Annotated in this window: 17 protein-coding genes; 3 read left to right on the top strand and 14 right to left on the bottom strand. The window is 35.0% G+C overall.

The genetic code is table 11. The features are described from left to right. Nucleotides 1-43: 43 nt before the first annotated feature. The 3 genes from GUU89_RS12650 (at nucleotide 44) to GUU89_RS12640 (ending at nucleotide 5,142) form a co-directional block, all read left to right on the top strand. On the top strand, nucleotides 44-670 hold the full coding sequence (locus GUU89_RS12650) for a response regulator transcription factor (RefSeq protein WP_162128260.1): 627 nt from the start codon (nucleotides 44-46) through the stop codon (nucleotides 668-670). 80 nt (nucleotides 671-750) lie between these two features. Further along, a complete protein-coding gene (locus tag GUU89_RS12645) occupies nucleotides 751-4,584 on the top strand; it encodes a virginiamycin B lyase family protein (RefSeq protein WP_162128259.1) in 3,834 nt (1,277 codons plus the stop codon). Nucleotides 4,585-4,767: 183 nt separating this feature from the next. Beyond that, nucleotides 4,768-5,142 carry a hypothetical protein gene (locus GUU89_RS12640; RefSeq protein WP_162128258.1) on the top strand — a complete coding sequence of 125 codons (375 nt, stop codon included), beginning with the start codon at nucleotides 4,768-4,770 and terminating at the stop codon, nucleotides 5,140-5,142. Between the two features lie 137 nt (nucleotides 5,143-5,279). On the opposite strand, the gene GUU89_RS12635 is transcribed toward GUU89_RS12640, so the two are convergent. The 14 genes from GUU89_RS12635 to GUU89_RS12570 form a co-directional block, all read right to left on the bottom strand. After that, nucleotides 5,280-5,978 carry a hypothetical protein gene (locus GUU89_RS12635; protein WP_162128257.1) on the bottom strand — a complete coding sequence of 233 codons (699 nt, stop codon included), beginning with the start codon at nucleotides 5,976-5,978 and terminating at the stop codon, nucleotides 5,280-5,282. A 165-nt stretch (nucleotides 5,979-6,143) separates the two neighbouring features. Then, on the bottom strand, nucleotides 6,144-6,509 hold the full coding sequence (locus GUU89_RS12630; protein WP_162128256.1) for a nuclear transport factor 2 family protein: 366 nt from the start codon (nucleotides 6,507-6,509) through the stop codon (nucleotides 6,144-6,146). Nucleotides 6,510-6,556: 47 nt separating this feature from the next. Next, entirely contained in the window at nucleotides 6,557-6,850 is a 294-nt protein-coding gene (locus GUU89_RS12625; RefSeq protein WP_162128255.1) for a hypothetical protein, read from the bottom strand. 309 nt (nucleotides 6,851-7,159) lie between these two features. Then, nucleotides 7,160-8,056, bottom strand: a complete 897-nt coding sequence (locus GUU89_RS12620; protein WP_235922042.1) for a DUF695 domain-containing protein — start codon at nucleotides 8,054-8,056, stop codon at nucleotides 7,160-7,162. 370 nt (nucleotides 8,057-8,426) lie between these two features. Next, nucleotides 8,427-9,047 carry a hypothetical protein gene (locus GUU89_RS12615; protein ID WP_235922040.1) on the bottom strand — a complete coding sequence of 207 codons (621 nt, stop codon included), beginning with the start codon at nucleotides 9,045-9,047 and terminating at the stop codon, nucleotides 8,427-8,429. Nucleotides 9,048-9,213: 166 nt separating this feature from the next. Then, the gene (locus GUU89_RS12610; protein ID WP_162128254.1) at nucleotides 9,214-9,621 is read right to left on the bottom strand and encodes a hypothetical protein; all 408 of its coding nucleotides are present in this window, start codon (nucleotides 9,619-9,621) and stop codon (nucleotides 9,214-9,216) included. A gap of 632 nt (nucleotides 9,622-10,253) precedes the next feature. Next, the gene (locus GUU89_RS12605) at nucleotides 10,254-10,655 is read right to left on the bottom strand and encodes a hypothetical protein (RefSeq protein ID WP_162128253.1); all 402 of its coding nucleotides are present in this window, start codon (nucleotides 10,653-10,655) and stop codon (nucleotides 10,254-10,256) included. A gap of 126 nt (nucleotides 10,656-10,781) precedes the next feature. After that, nucleotides 10,782-11,318 carry a hypothetical protein gene (locus GUU89_RS12600; protein WP_162128252.1) on the bottom strand — a complete coding sequence of 179 codons (537 nt, stop codon included), beginning with the start codon at nucleotides 11,316-11,318 and terminating at the stop codon, nucleotides 10,782-10,784. 159 nt (nucleotides 11,319-11,477) lie between these two features. Continuing rightward, a complete protein-coding gene (locus GUU89_RS12595; RefSeq protein ID WP_162128251.1) occupies nucleotides 11,478-11,909 on the bottom strand; it encodes a hypothetical protein in 432 nt (143 codons plus the stop codon). A 155-nt stretch (nucleotides 11,910-12,064) separates the two neighbouring features. Then, a complete protein-coding gene (locus GUU89_RS12590; protein ID WP_162128250.1) occupies nucleotides 12,065-12,412 on the bottom strand; it encodes a hypothetical protein in 348 nt (115 codons plus the stop codon). 150 nt (nucleotides 12,413-12,562) lie between these two features. Further along, on the bottom strand, nucleotides 12,563-13,243 hold the full coding sequence (locus GUU89_RS12585) for a hypothetical protein (protein WP_162128249.1): 681 nt from the start codon (nucleotides 13,241-13,243) through the stop codon (nucleotides 12,563-12,565). A 137-nt stretch (nucleotides 13,244-13,380) separates the two neighbouring features. Further along, nucleotides 13,381-13,980 carry a CDP-alcohol phosphatidyltransferase family protein gene (locus tag GUU89_RS12580; RefSeq protein ID WP_162128248.1) on the bottom strand — a complete coding sequence of 200 codons (600 nt, stop codon included), beginning with the start codon at nucleotides 13,978-13,980 and terminating at the stop codon, nucleotides 13,381-13,383. 153 nt (nucleotides 13,981-14,133) lie between these two features. Next, nucleotides 14,134-14,850 carry a phytanoyl-CoA dioxygenase family protein gene (locus GUU89_RS12575; protein ID WP_162128683.1) on the bottom strand — a complete coding sequence of 239 codons (717 nt, stop codon included), beginning with the start codon at nucleotides 14,848-14,850 and terminating at the stop codon, nucleotides 14,134-14,136. A 93-nt stretch (nucleotides 14,851-14,943) separates the two neighbouring features. Further along, nucleotides 14,944-15,483, bottom strand: a complete 540-nt coding sequence (locus GUU89_RS12570; RefSeq protein ID WP_162128247.1) for a helix-turn-helix transcriptional regulator — start codon at nucleotides 15,481-15,483, stop codon at nucleotides 14,944-14,946. Between the last annotated feature and the right edge of the window lie 305 nt (nucleotides 15,484-15,788).

The raw sequence follows: 15,788 nt of genomic DNA, 5'->3' as shown, positions 1-15,788 counted from the left end.
AACCGCTATGGATTTATTGCCCAAAAAAAATCATTTTTGTCACATGATTACAGTAGCGATTTTTGAAGATCATCCGGTAGTGTTGAGAAGTTTAGTCAGTTTTCTGAACGATCAGCCTGCTATTGAGGTAGTGTTTACTGCCAAAAGTAAAACTGAACTACACGAAAAGTTGATAGATAGTCCACTGATAGATGTTTTTATAGTTGATTTGTTAGGTATAGACATCAAAGGATTGGAAGTGTATGAGTTCTTGTGTAAAAATTATGCTGATAGTAAAGTGATTTCTTTTACTTCTTTGGCCAGTGCTGTTTTGGTTGATAATTTATTAGCCATTGGTGTAAAAGGCTATGTCAATAAAAATCAGGATTTAGAAGATTTGGTTGAAGCTATTTTGTTAGTGCATGAAGGTCATATTTCACTTCCGGAGGATTATGCTTTTATGATTAAAAAAACTGCACCTCTAAAACCCAACTCGTTAAGCGAAAGAGAAATAGAAATAGTACAACTCATAGCCCGCGAATTTACTACCAGTGATATAGCTACTGAACTCAACATCTCTATTAATACCGTAGAAAACCACCGCAAAAGCATCTTTGTCAAACTTGATGTTAAAAATGTAGCCGGTATGATAAGAGAAGTAGCCAAACTCGGTTATTTATCACAAATTTAGTCCTACCATCAGGGAAAACCGCTATTGCTGATTCAGCTGGGGATAAGTAGCTTTGTTTACTAACCCTTTAAATTTGAGTCATGAAAGCTATCATTACAAGCTTTAAAAGCAATAAAATCAAACACTTATTTTTTTTATTGTTGCTCCTTTCCGGAAAAAGTATAGCACAATGTTCTCCGCCAACAATTGTTTATGATCCAATTAATTCACAAACCATTTGCGAGGGTGGTTTTGCCTATTTGTTCATACAGGCAGAAGGAACAGATTTAACCTACCAATGGAAAAAGGACGGTGTGCCGGTACCGGGAGCCAACTCGGACAATCTGATTTTGAGCGATGCCACTTCAAATGACGCCGGATACTATACCTGCCTTGTTACCGGTAGCTGTGGTAGTGTTGAGTCATGGATCTATCAAAACCTTATAAAAGTGAATACTGCTCCGGTTATTCAATACAATTCGGTAGCTACTAATTATTTGCCGAGCACGGCTATTACTCCCATAGAACCAACAAATTCAGCAGGGCAACCCATATTGCTTTCGGGTGCTGCTGTCAATTTCGGACCCGTTATCAGCAACCCGGGCGGTGTCGTAATAGATGCCTCAGGGAATCTTTTTGTGGCTGATACGGATAAAAATTCCATCAGAAAAATAACGCCTAACGGAGATATGTACAACATTACAGGCAGTTTTAACAAACCTCAAGGATTGGCGGTAGATGCAGCCGGAAACGTATATGTAGCCGATACCAGAAATAACGCCATCAAAAAAATCGCTCCTGACCGCACGGTTACAACTGTTTCTACAGCTTTTATTGCGCCTTACGGAATTGCCATTGATACTTTCGGCAATTTGTTTGTAACCAGCATACCCGATTATGCCTTTAATGTATACAATTCAAGTTTGAAAAAAATGACTCCGAGCGGCAATATCACTACCTTGTTTACTTTTGAGGTTATGGGCGGTATAGCGGTTGACGCCACTGGTACAGTCTATTTTACAGCCAGCAGTAAATTATTTAAAATAACGCCCAACGGTTCTTTAAGCATTTTGTTTTTTAATGGTATGATAGCCGATGGTATATGTTCAAATGTTTTAGGTCAAATTTATGTGTACCAAAATGGAGTTGCAAATAGAATTAATTCAAGCGGTGCTATTCTTCAATCCATCAATGCAGGTCTGTTTGGTCAACCTAAAACAATGACAGCAGATGCTTTGGGGAATGTATATACTACCAATTATAGCGGGATTGTAAAATTTGCTCCGGATGACAGTTTTACCATAATAAGACACCGATTGAGTATTTCCTATGGTGCTTGTAAAGACAATGCGGGTAATTTATATTTTTCGAATACTAATTTTGATGTTGTTTATAAAGTCGATGCCAACGGCAATCGATTTACATACTCAGGATTTAATGGTCCATGTGGTTTAGTAGCCGATGCTGCCGGAAATGTTTATGTAGCCGATGCCGCTAGCAATAGCGTAAAAAGAATAAATACCGATGGCAGTATTATCACGATAGGTTCCGGATTTAATAACCCGCAAGGTTTGGCTATTGACGGAGCAGGTACTGTCTATGTGTCTGACGCCGGTAACAATGCGGTAAAGAAAATAGCACCAGACGGTACAGTTACACTTTTAGCCAATTTGACCCTGTCACCCTATAGCATAGCCGTTAGTCCGTCTGGTTTAGTTTATGTTACTGATGGTTCTCAAATTCAAAAAATCCTTCCGGATGGTACGGTTTCCGAATTCATTTCACAAGGGATTAATGCTAAAGGAATGACGATGGATAGCAATGGGAATTTATTTGTATCGGATTTAGGGGATAATTGTGTTAAAGTTATTACTTTTAATGGAGCTATTTACCGACTAACCAATTATGTTTTTTTTCCAACCGCCATTACTTTTGATAAAGACGGTAATATTATTGTAGTTGAACAGGAAAGTGGTTTTGCTAAAAAAATTGGAGGTATGAGCGTTTTTTCGATTACACCGAGTTTACCTGAGGGCTTGCATTTTGATACTATAAGCGGTAGCATTTCCGGAACGCCTACGGTACAGACTCCATCCACAACTTATACCGTTTCAACCCAAAATGATTGCAGTACTGCCAGTGCTTCATTTGCTTTTTCTACACTTTTACCTTGTGAACCTTCCTTCAGTGAGGAACCTTTTGATAATTATATTTGTTCAGCTATTGGTTCTCAACGATCGCTTCAAGCAGTGACTAATTTGTCTAATCCTACTTATGTTTGGCAATATCAAACCAGCTCCACCGCACCTTGGACCACTATAACCAATGAGGGGCAGTATGCTGTTTATCATTTTAGCGGATTTACAACAGCCGATTTAACTATTACCAAAATGGCTGCGACCAATACAGTGTTACGTTACCGATTAATAGTTACCGGTGATTGCGGAACCAGTACTTCAAGAATCATTACCATAGGGGTTTTGAGTACGGTTAAAGCGGGTTCTATAGCTTCAGCTTCTTCAGTATGTACTGGGGACGATATCACTTTATCACTTACAGGTGCTATTGGAAATGCCTGTCAATGGCAATCGGCACCAACATCGGCAGGGCCTTTTACCGATATACCCGATGCCACTATTTTAAGTTATACACTTACCGGCGCTAATGCTGCCTCGGATAAAGCTTATCGGGTAATTGTTATAAATGGATGTAATAATACCACAGCCACTACTGCTGTTAAAACCATAACGGTTAATCCGACATCAGTAGCCGGTACCGTAATCGGTGGAGGTACTGTTTGCAGTGGCAGCTCGGGTTCTTTAAAACTAGCCGGATATACCGGTAAGATTCAATGGGAATATTCTACAGATGGAATTAGTTATGCCAATGTACCTAAAACTACCGATGCACAAATGGTTCCTTTTGGGACTACTTCAACCAGCAGTACAGCGGCTACTTATACAGTAACGGGTATAAGCACCAACTTATATTTCAGAGCTAAAGTAACCAGTGGTGCTTGTACTTCGGTCTATACTAATGTTGTGGTTTATACACTAACCGACGTTGCCGTAGTGGGAACCATTTCGGGAGGCACCACGGTATGTCCTGCTACCGGCACTACTTTGAGTTTGTCGAATGCTACCGGCACTATTACCTGGGAAAAGTCGACCAACTATGCCACGGCGACTCCAACATGGATGGCAACCACGAATCACAGTTTAGTTTATCCAACAGGGAATCTTACTTATAGTTCAGCTTTTAGAGCTAAAGTAACTATTGGTTCATGTTCTACTTTATACAGTGATTTGGCTTATGTATATGTAGTGGCTAAACCAGTTGCTAAAGCTGTTGTCGCTAGCACCACTTCACCAACAGGAAAAACAGTTACAACTGCCATTTGCAGAAGTACAGTTAAGCTATTGACTATCAGTGACGGTTATGTGGGTACTATCCAATGGCAACATTCAACGGCATCAAGTACTACCGGATTTAGTGATATTTCAGGGGCTAACGGTATAAGTTATATGGTAGCTAGTACACTTGTTTCGAATGGTGTAAACTACTTCAGAGCAGTATTCACTAACTCTTGTGGCGTTAGTATTACCGGGGCTGCAGTTGCAGTATGGTACAAAGCTTGTCCTGATGATGGAAATACGGAAGGAGGATCAATCAGTAAAGCTGTTAAACCAATATTTGATGTTGTAGCCTATCCAAACCCATACAATGATAACTTCCATTTAAACCTGAACACCACAAGCAGTGCTATCGTAAGCGTTTCAGTATACGATATGACCGGAAAATTATTGGATAAGAAAGCAATTGGAGTTGATGAAGCGTTAGAGCTTGCTATCGGTGAAGGTTACGCTTCCGGTGTTTATACTATAATAGTAACTCAGGGTGACCATGTGAAAAATCTTCGGGTTGTAAAACGATAATCTTTGTATCCACCATAAATGGAAAAACCCGATGGAGAAATTCATCGGGTTTTTTGTTGGTATTCCATCGACGAACGTCACGCCCCTCGTGATTTAAAGAGTTTTTTATCCTTTCAACGATTTTTAAAATCAAACTCGAGTATACTTAATAGCTTTGAAGTATTAAATGCCACAATAAGTATTATGAAAAACATATTCAACCCCGTTTACAGACAAGATTACTTAGACGGATACGCCAGCGGACTCAACCCATACATTGATTGTATTGAGGACAGTAGTGAAGCTTATGCTTTTGGATTTGAACAAGGAAGAGTAGAGTACGAACGATTAAACGGAAAAATCACTTACGGAATTCCCAAATTAATAGTGACCAATAAAGTACTGGAAGATTTTTTATTGGCCGGGATGCTGGGCATGGACATTGATGCCGATGATTATACCGCCTTTCAAATTGACGTCATCCAGAAATGGTACCAAAGTGGCGTAGAAAAATACAACCCCAATCAAAGCAGTTATCTTTTAATGTTATTAGAAGAAAACGGCATTGAAATCGTATAAGTTTACATTTATAACCCAATTTTTTTTTAAATTCCTGATGACCCCTCATCAGGTTTTTTTATACGTCATGTTTGTCATGACTTAAATTGTTGATACAAACAAATCAAGTATAGCCAAGACCCCGTTGTTGGCTATCTTTAATTTTCAATAACTGAAGTGTTTACGTTGCACTTTGTACATGGCGTATCGAACCAAACTTTAAAAGTTATTCCTTCGCCATGAAGCCTAAACGTTGCGGAAAATAGGCTAAATGCATTGGAAAAGTCTATAATTTCTATATAAAATTTATCCTGAATTTCTTTAAGGGGTTTGTATATAGCTGTTTTACCGTCAACTTCTATATTAGCTCTTAGATTGTAATATTCAGCTATAATTAAGTTGCGTTCCGGTAATTCATCAAAATGATAAAACTTTTTAATTAACGCTGAATTCAAGGCTAAATTTAGATATCTTTCAATATTCAATTCAGCTATTTCTTCTGCGGTGCTTACTAATGGATATTTTAAATCACAATAAATTCGACTTGGATAAACATCTTTGTATGCTGTATAACCGTAACCGTTATTCATATCCACAAGAATTGAATCGTTTTCAATTATATAAAACTCATTTACGGTGCCGTTAGTATTTTTAAAACCCGATTTTAAATGAATGGTATCATTCTTAACTGTATATTTTCCGGAAACTTCGGTAAAGCCGTAATGACCGGATGAAGTTCTTTTATATTTTCCATTCTTTTGGAATTTAAAATCCCAGGTAGTGTCTCCCCAACATCCGATAAACTTCTTTTCTAATGTTTGACCAAAAGTGGAAAAACCAAACATAATTAAAGGCATTAATAATATTATTTTACTATATCTCATAAATTACTGATGATATCAAGGTATTGCTTTTGTGTTGGAAAGCTTGGTGGTTAGAGTAAAGATAGATAATAATTTGTTTTGATTTTCAGACCTAAAAATAGAGTGGAGCCATTACATCAAACCACTGTTAGTGCTTCGTTATTTTTTTGCTTCAACAACGGCAAGATTATTTATAATTTTCCATTCGTTGTCGGTGTCCAATACTAATGAATTGTATGAAACGAAATTATTTTCAGCACTTTCTAAACGAAGTTTTACCGTTGCAATTGTTTTAGTTTCATCTATATTTTCAATTGTCATTGTCCTGGGTAAGCCCCCAAAAATACCTTCACGGATGTTTGATAAATACTGTTGTTTGTCAATAATGGTTACGCCATTCGTTCCCATAAAACCGTTATTAGTGACACGAAAATCTTTATGAAGCACTTTGTCTAAGAGAACTGTGTCGCTATGGTCGCCTCCTTTAACAAAATCGGTTATGGTTTGTATTATTTTATCGCTCATTTTTTTTTTTATGGTTTTGTAGCTTGATATAATATTATACTACGTTTTTATTTTGGTGCATTGGTATAAAAATCACTGAATTTTTGTAGCGATAAGTTTATTGTTCCTCCAAAGAAACATTTTCCTCCACCTAAAACACTCTCGTATCCTCTTTGCCAAGCATCACCTCTTACGCTGCACAGACAATTTACATGCACTACTTTTTCACCTTTTGGGTTGATATAAGCACAGTATTGTCTTTTATAATCATTTAAGTTAATAGTAATATTCTCATCTGACTCCATTTGCTTTACCGCTTGGATTAAAAGCTGATTGATCTGACTTACTTCTTCATTTGTCAAATCAAAAGTAGTTTTCTCAAAGTAATCGTTGACTAAGGAAATATATATTTCCCCCTTATTGTTTTTTATTAGTTTTGGTGAAAGCTCAGAAGATGAGTTTTGGCAACCAATAAAAGTCAAGAACCCCCCAAAAAAATAGAATGTTTTTCATTGTTTAGTATTTCAAAAATATCGTACAACATACCATGGTTTTTCCGGGTGAAGGTTAGCGGTCAGTTGTAAAGACAGGTAAATTCCCTTATGATTTTAAGGCTAATGCAAATAGGGTAAAGCTATGGCGCGAAACGCTTATTGGTGGCTGTACTTTTGTTAGTTCGGTCTGAATCGTTCAAATGATTGCCAGTATTTGTCTTTGTAAATATCATATTCTATTTCAAATTTAGTGTTATAGTCTTGTTGTGTTTTTAAAAATACTTTTGAAGGTTTACGAAAATCTTTGCAGGCAAAATAAACCTCTCGTTCGTTTTTAGCGGTTTGTCTGCCAATATATAAATAGCCGTCTTTGCTCGAAAGTTGTGCCATTATGCTTTCTTCAATTTCATTCAAACTTTCGTAATCCTTTTCGTTGGGCATACCGTTGTTGTTTTGCCCGTCATATTTGAAAGTTATTACAGCTATCCATGGGTGAGAAGCCTTGCTGTCCCAATTAAGAAGTTGAGTGTTTACCACTGCTATTAACTTGTTTCCGCTTTTCAATTCTGCCTCTAAAATGGAGTGCTCGTCATCATTGGTGTCATAACGAACACCAATGTATTTTTCAATAAATTCTTTTTGTCGCCAAATCAAAAAGTCTCTGAGTTTTGCAATAGGAACCAGTTCTTTTTCTGCTTCTTGCCGCCCTATTATTTTTAGGTTGTCTATGTTATTTACAAAGTCAAGCTCACCTAAATAATTATCTAAGAATATGTAGGTTCCGACTCCGATTTGTTGTTTATTTTCTTCGGTCCACTCATTGTGAATTACACAAATATCAATTTCGTCAGGATAGTCAGCATAGTCGTTGGAATAGAAGAATAAATTATCGCTGTCAAATTCATATCCTGCCATATTGATGGCTACATTTTCAATGTCCGTTGCCGGTTTGAGTGCAGTAAATATCCAACCGTTGATTTTCGGTGCTTGCGCAATAAGTTCTTCTATAAAAACAATGTTTTTAGTATTGCCGTCTGCGGTTAATACTAACTCAACCGTGTTGTCGTCGTACATACCGGTCAGATAAAAATAACCGTCTTTAAGCTCTGCCAGTTTGGGAGCCAGTTTGTCAAAGAACCCTTTTTCAATGTTTTTGTTGTTCTTGACGATATTAAAAAATGCCTGTTCGTTGTTTAGAAACCAATTCCAGAAATCGCTGTAACTTTTGATAGGTTCGTCTTTCTTACCGAAAATATTTTTAGAAAACTCATTTGTCTGTCAAGTTAAATTTTAATGCGACGTGTTCTTTTAGCCTGGAACCAAAGTACCACGGTTTTCCGTCAGTAGGTTAGCGTTTGTTGTAAAGATATATAAATTTATTTTCGATTTTGCGTTTAAAGAAAATAGGGTGGTGCTATGGCGTAAAACCTCTGTTGTATTTAGGTTATGGTTTAGAAGTTATTTGATACTCCATATAATCCAAGTATCCATTTGTTTCAAATAATAAATCATATCCCTGACTAGTTAAATAGTAATGACAAACTTTAACTTCGTTATTTCTTTTTGTAAAAGTTAATAAATATGGACAAAATTTTGCTTTATCGACTTTTTGTACAATCAAATCAAAATCTTCCATTTTTCGTTTAGTGAAAAATCCTAATGATCTATCGTTAATAAATCTTGCAATTTTTATATCTTTTATTGGGTATGTGAAAAACTTGTATTTTATTCCTTCATATTGTGCACACTTTTCGTTCATAGTTGAACTGATGGTAATGCTATCAGTTGAGATATTTTTAATTACTCCACTTTTGAATCTTTTTCCATCAGCAAATTCTAAATCGTAAATTGCTTCCATTCTGATGACAAACCCTTCTTTTGATAGGCTCCAACTTTTCATATATTCCAAAGTTTTACCTTTTTTCTGAACTACCAAAACATTTCCCGGTTCATATCTACAATCATATATTTTTCTATATTCAGCTTCGCCCTGAATTGTATCATTTTGTGAATGCAAAAGCTGCGTTATGAATATTAATAGAATAAGAGTGAATTTTATTTTCATGATTTCTGATTATTACGTGTCTAAAACTTGCACAAAATCCAGCGCGGCTTGGCGCAATAGTTTGAAGGTTAACGGTTAGTGGTAAAGGTATATAAATTTGCGTTTGATTTTCTGTTTAGGGAAAATCGATTGCAGCTAATAAGCTAAATCGTTGTTATGCGGACGGCTATAATTGTATTTCATAAAACATTATATATCCTTTTTTCTCGTCAGTAAAATATATAGATCCCTGACTAAACCCACTAGGCTCATATACTTTCAAACCTGTTCTTGGTTTAAACCAATCCGGAGCATCCTCCGGTAAGTTTATTGCTTCGGAAGTTTTGACTTTTAGTTTATTCTGTTTTATAAATTCACTAATCCAGGTTGAACTAGTTTTAATTTCTAAGTAAACTTCGTATTCCTTTGTCCAATGAGGTGACTGCCAATAGCTGCCATTAAGTATTTTTGTATTGTCATCGGGTGCTGTTCCTGCCCAATATTCGTAAGTTTCTTTTGCTGCTGAAGTTCTTCTTTCAATGCATGAAGTCAAAAGAAAAAATGAAATTATAAAAATGCTTACGTGAAGTTTCATTTAATTTGGTATTCAAGGTTTTGTCTAACGTACTGTGACTTAGTGCCTGTATCAGTATGGTTAGCCGTTAGTGGTAAAGATAGGTGAATTTCCTTTAGTAGAGTTACCATTTTTACAGTTACTATAGAGCGTTATGTATTTGTTTTTTTTTATCGTTTACTACTTTCAGTATGGTTTGAATAATAATTAGGATTACTAATGGTATGGATATAAAAAAACTTATGGCAAAAACCCCTACAGATGAACTTAAACACTTTTCGCCAGTGCTTATCATGGCAATAATATAAAGAACAAAGGATAAAAAAGTCACTATTACTTGACTGAAAAGGCTAATAATACATACGGCTAATAAAGGAAGCCGTGCCTTCTCTTTCAAAGATTTATAGCCGTATATAAGTTGAAAAAGGGATGGTAGTACTAATAAAAATACTGATATAAGCATTACTATAAAATCCATTTTGATTGTAATTTTTTTAATTTGTGTATTATAGATTTTGCTGCTAATCATAAATAGACACTAGTTTCCCCATCTTTTACGTAACCCAAAATACTAATCCAATTTTCAACTTAACCTTTTCCGTCATAAGGGAATAGGGTGGTGCTATGGCACGAAACCGTTGTTATAGACAGTTTTATTGTTGCTTTTCTACTTCTAGTTCAAGATCTGTTTCGGGAAAGACAAAAACATTTTCAGATTTACAAATTATACTCATAATACTATATCCATCTTTCTTAGAACCAACAGCAATTTCAGAATCATTTAACTTAATCCATTGTTTGCCGTTAGCCATATCGGTAATCATTTTGAATAATTTCGAATTTTTATTTGTAGTTATTTTAAATGTATGATCTTTTTCAAAAATGAATGTTGCTACAGCAAACCCATTTACGACATCTTTAAAATTTGCATTGTCAGATGCGTGAATCACTCTTTTCACTTTCCAGATTCCTATAATTTTTTCATCAGCGGTGTTTTGGCAGAATGCCATGCCACAGCATAGAAAGAGAAAAATTGTTAAAAGAGAATTTTTCATGTTTATCGGTTTTAAAATTAGCTGTAACGTTCCGCGTCTTTGCGTAGTATCGGGAAGGTTAGTAGTAAAGATATATAAATTTGCGTTTGATTTTTCGTTGGTGAGCAATAAGGGGCGCTATTGCTTTTATTCCACTCGTTTATACTTTTCTGTTTTTTTAGTGTTTGACCAACCCATTGGAATCATAAAAACACCTCCGGATCGATGTTCGGTTATCTCTACATTTAGACTTTTATTTTCATTCGATTTTATTCTTAATTTCCTAATGTCAAGCGCACCGGCTAAATAAGGGATAAATGATGTTTGAGTATTTTTATTTTTCAAGATTATATGCTCTTCTTTTTTTCTAAAATTATATCTTCTCTTCGCAACAATTTTGTCTAGTTCATTTATTATTGTTATTTCAATATGTTTTTTGTCTGTTACTTCAATTTTAAATTTATAGTAAAATATTGGTTTTTCCCATAAAGTGTCTTTTATTAGTTTTCTGTTGAGAAGTGATATAAAATTATAATGTTTTGCATTTTCTGCTTCATTTCCAACATTATTTGCTTCATAAATACCATTGCATTTCACTACTTCACTGTCAGATATTTTGCTAGTTGAGCAAGAATAAAATATAGACAACACAGCTAAAGCAAATATTTTTTTTCTAATTTCCATTTTGGTTTTGTTCAAGTAAAGTTTTGCACAACCAATAACTATACGCAAGGTTAGTCCATCTTTTTAAGCTCCTTAAATTACTAATCCCATTTTCGATTTAGTCTTACCGGACAAGGGAAATAGGGTGATGTTATGGTGTGAAGTTGCTGTTGTGTGTCTTTAGAATGAATATTTGGTTTCATTTGAATAAATGACTTGAATTCTTTTATTCTCATTTGTGTTTTCTTTGGATACATAGGCATATTTAAATTTTTTCAAATCCATCTTGCTCAGAATGATTTCCAGATTGCTTCCATCTCCAAAACTAATTTTAACATCAGAATCGTTTGGTACAACTTGTAGAGTGGCAAAACCAATTTCAGGGATAGTAATAACGCCTTTACTAATAACTTTCTTTTCAATTAGTATACTTACTGTATCACCCCAATACCCATTGGTAAAAACAACTATTGATTTGTCTGAAGCATAAGCTCCTGCTTTTTCCAGTTTCGCATTTTTCTTAAGAATTGAATTCTTTTCATATATAATTTTAGTTTGTCCATGGCTAAAAAAGCTCAGTAGAATCAATACTAATACAAATAATGTTTTCATGTTTTTTACTAATGGTATATAACGTGTTGCGGCTTCGCGTAGTGGCGGGAAGGTAAGCGGTTAGTTGTAAAGATATGTAAATTTACTTTCGATTTTTCGTTTAAGGAAAATAGGGTGGTGCTATGGTGAGGAACTGCTGTTATATGACGTATTTTTTATATCATTTGAAGCCAATATTCAATTTTTCGAATATCTTTTTCGGTAACTTTTTCCGTTACGGTTTTTATTAAAATTTTTTCTTTTCTAAAATATTCTATTTCAAATTTTGAGTTCTTTTGGCTGTAAACAATGAAAACCATATTATATTCCGTTCTTAGTGGATATTCTTTAAAACGTGACAAGCCTAAAGCTTCATGCGAATTGCTAGGAAAGAACTTTTCACTTATTCCATTCGCTTGTAATTCATTTATTAAAGCGAGCATTGGTTCTTGCTTCCAATGATACTTATTAATGAGTTCATCATAATTTTCAAGTTGTCTTTTCCAAAGTTCTTTTTTCATCATTTCGTGTGGAAATAAGGCATATAACGTTTAGCCGCTTGGCGTCTATAGCGGCAATTTAAACAAAATATTATAAAAAATTCTAAAGTTCAGAGTATTTTCCAAGAAAGGCAAACGAGCTATTGCGGGTAACCGCTGTTAGCTGCTGTTTTTTTATTCTTTTCGCAATATTATTAGAATATCTGAAATTGGATAAACTAGGGCTACGATTATGCCGAATATTCCTTGTGTTATTTTACCTTCTGGAATTAAACCAGTAATACAAAACCAAATGACTAATAAACAAAACGGATAAGCTATTAAGCGAGTTATTATTTTTGAGAAAGACCATTCCTTAATTTCTTCGCTTTTTATTTGTTCATTTTTTGCCATTTGAGGATTCTTCAAATTTTCTATGCTTTTTATAGTCTCTTTTAACTCATCGATGAGATATTTTGTTTCAGATTTTCTAATTATTGATTGTAGTGTAAATACCAAAATACCAATTACTGCAATTGGTATAATTACGATAAAAGGGTTTTTAAATTTGGCAAGAATCATTGCCATTAAAAGAATACCAAAGAAAAATACCATTAGTATTTTGTCAAGGAATTTATGATATGGATTTTTTCCAATTTTTATTCCGATTAATTTGTCACTTTGGTCAAATGATAAATAAAAAATAGGATATGCTCCTCTTAAAAAATGAGAAGATCTCCAAAGCAGAATTTCGTGTGGTTTTATTTCTCCACTATATTTAGTGGTGTTGTAAGATTGTGAATCTTTCCAGTGATTTTTTAAATTGCTCTTTTTATTTTGAACAACTAATTTCAGGATGTCTGTTTTGTCTATCATTAAACTAAGCGTTGTTTAAAATTACTGCCAACTTGTAAATATACGCAAGGTTACTCTATCTTTTTAGTTAACCTAATCTCGGCTTAGCTTTTCCGGCTGAGAGAATAGGGTGGAGCTATTAAGCGAAACCGCTGTTATTATCCGTTAAACAGTTTGTTTCTTTTAATTTCTTTTCCTTGTCTGATTTTCAAGGCATGGTAGGAACTAGGGACATCATGTGTCCATTTGGGTAAAAAAAGAATGATTAAAATTACATCTAAATGCGCTAGGAAACCCACCACCACACACAGATAGAAATAAAACCCAGCTTGATGAAATCCCAGTAAAGCCGTAAAGGCTATCAATAAAGTAATGCCCCATAGTTTTGATAAAATGGCATGGGTACAGGTTTCTTTTTTAAATTTGATAAAACTAACGACATAGCATAGCATTTCCATACCCATTATTGTCCAAAGACCGATTAAGTTTTCCCGTAAAAGATCATTTCTTAAAAACCACGTCGAAATGCCAATGGATAGCCAAAACAGCATATCAATTTGACTGTCTAATCGTCTTAGTTGCTCGTTGGAAATATTTTGTTTTCTTGCAATGATACCATCAAAAATATCGGTGAATAAACCAATATACATTAGGGCTAAAATATAGTTAGCCGCTGACTCCCCATAGTAATAGGTCAGTATTAAAATAATCGGAGCAAAACAGAGTCGGGTGAAAATTAATACTTTGGGAATGTTCATTTTTAATCGGTATTTCTCAATAGTACCGCCACCGTATCGCGGCTTCGTATTCGTATTGGGGTGTTTAGCGGTTAGAGGTAAAGATATATAAATTTCCTTTCGATTTTTCGTTTTATTGCGCGAGGCCGCTGCTATGCGGTCGGCTTGCTATTTTTAGTTCAGTCGTTCCGCCCATTTTAATTCTGTTGGTAATTCTTGATTAGAAAACTCTATGTGTATTACTCTTCTCTTTTTATTGTTTGTTGTCCTGCTTGAACTGTGCAAAAGCAAAGGTTTCATAATCATTACACCGCCTTTTTTTACATTGCAGGTTGTTTCTTTTTCTATATCCCAAGCTATAGTTTCGGGTCTATAAACTTTCTTTAAATGTGATTTTGGAATTACTTTTAAAGCACCATTATTTTCATCTGTTTCGTCAAGATGAATACGTATTGTAAAAATGTTTTCCAATATGTCAATTGGTGGTTGAACTGCAAATTGATTTTGTTTCGTTGTCCATGGACCAAAATTTTCAATTTCTACTTTTTTATCAACTGAAATTGTTAAGTCTTGATGATAAGAAACATACCAATTTGAAGTTTCTGGTTTATCAAAATAAATACTTTTGACAACAAAATAATTGTCTCCAAATACTTGTTTGACAAGATTTTTCAAATTATCATTAAATACCAAATTAGTAGTTGTTGGAATTTCATTTAAAAATTGTCTTATTGCGAAAAGATCAGATGATTTTCTGAAAGTTTCTCTGTTATTGTCTGCCTGGTCAATTGCGAATAAAATTTGCTCAATCTCTTGGTCAGAATATATATTATCGACGGTTGTAAAACCATTTTCCTTAATTTCAGTTTTATGTCTTTCAATTTCTGTCATTTCTATAAGTGTTGTTTTAAAGCTGTAGCATAACTTGTAAATATACTCAAGTTTACTCAATGCTGCACTTGCCTCAACTCTTGTTTTCAAAAACTATTTTTTTAGGTTTCGTTTCAAGGTAAGGATTTCGGCCTGCAATTGGGCTTTTTGTTGTTGGAGCCAATGAAGCTTTAATTGAGTACTAAAAATATAAATCCATCCGTTCACTTTCAGGCTCTTCTCGGTTTTGCTGTTTATGCTGCGCAGAACGGCCTGATTGGTTTTGTCTTGGCTTTCTTCGCGTTGCGCCATGAATTCTACCGTCAGTAAGGCTTTTAACTTGCTCTCACATTTGGCTTCCGCACGGGTAAGCTTTCGTTGGAGACCATCTTGTTGGAAATCATTATCTTCTAACATGTCATTCAGCGCTTTTAGTTTTAGCTCTTTTTGTTTGGCCAAAGCCGGTGAATTGAGAGTAGCCTCGGGAGTATGGACATAGCTAACGATAGCCGACAGCAATTCAAGCGATGCCGTGGGTATCGAGCGTGAACCCGACTCATAGTTAGAAATATGACGTCGGCTAAGGTTTAGGATCAGGCCCAAGTCTTCTTGGGTGAGTCCCAAGTAACTGCTTAAAGAGGATGCTTCTTTCATATGCTGTCAATTTTGTTTTCAATGAGTAAGCCAACTGTTGGCGCGTTTTTATTGCATGAAAAAATTATGCCATTTTTTTTGGCGCACTTTTTTTTAAAAAAATAAAATGCCTCTTTTTTTTGGGCACTTTTTTTAAAATAAAAATAAACGCGCCAATTTATTCTGATTTAAATGGTGAAACTCTGATGTGGCAATGGGGCTAGGGAGTAGAATGGGGCAGTAAAAATAAGTTGCAAGTACAGCATCCCCGCAAAGGATTAACACGGGAGTCAGGAGATGAAACAGGTGTACCAGCGGCAAATAAA

Source organism: Flavobacterium phycosphaerae (assembly GCF_010119235.1).
Taxonomy (GTDB): domain Bacteria; phylum Bacteroidota; class Bacteroidia; order Flavobacteriales; family Flavobacteriaceae; genus Flavobacterium; species Flavobacterium phycosphaerae.
Note: the sequence above shows the minus strand (reverse complement) of the source record. Positions and strands in the feature narration are given on the sequence as shown.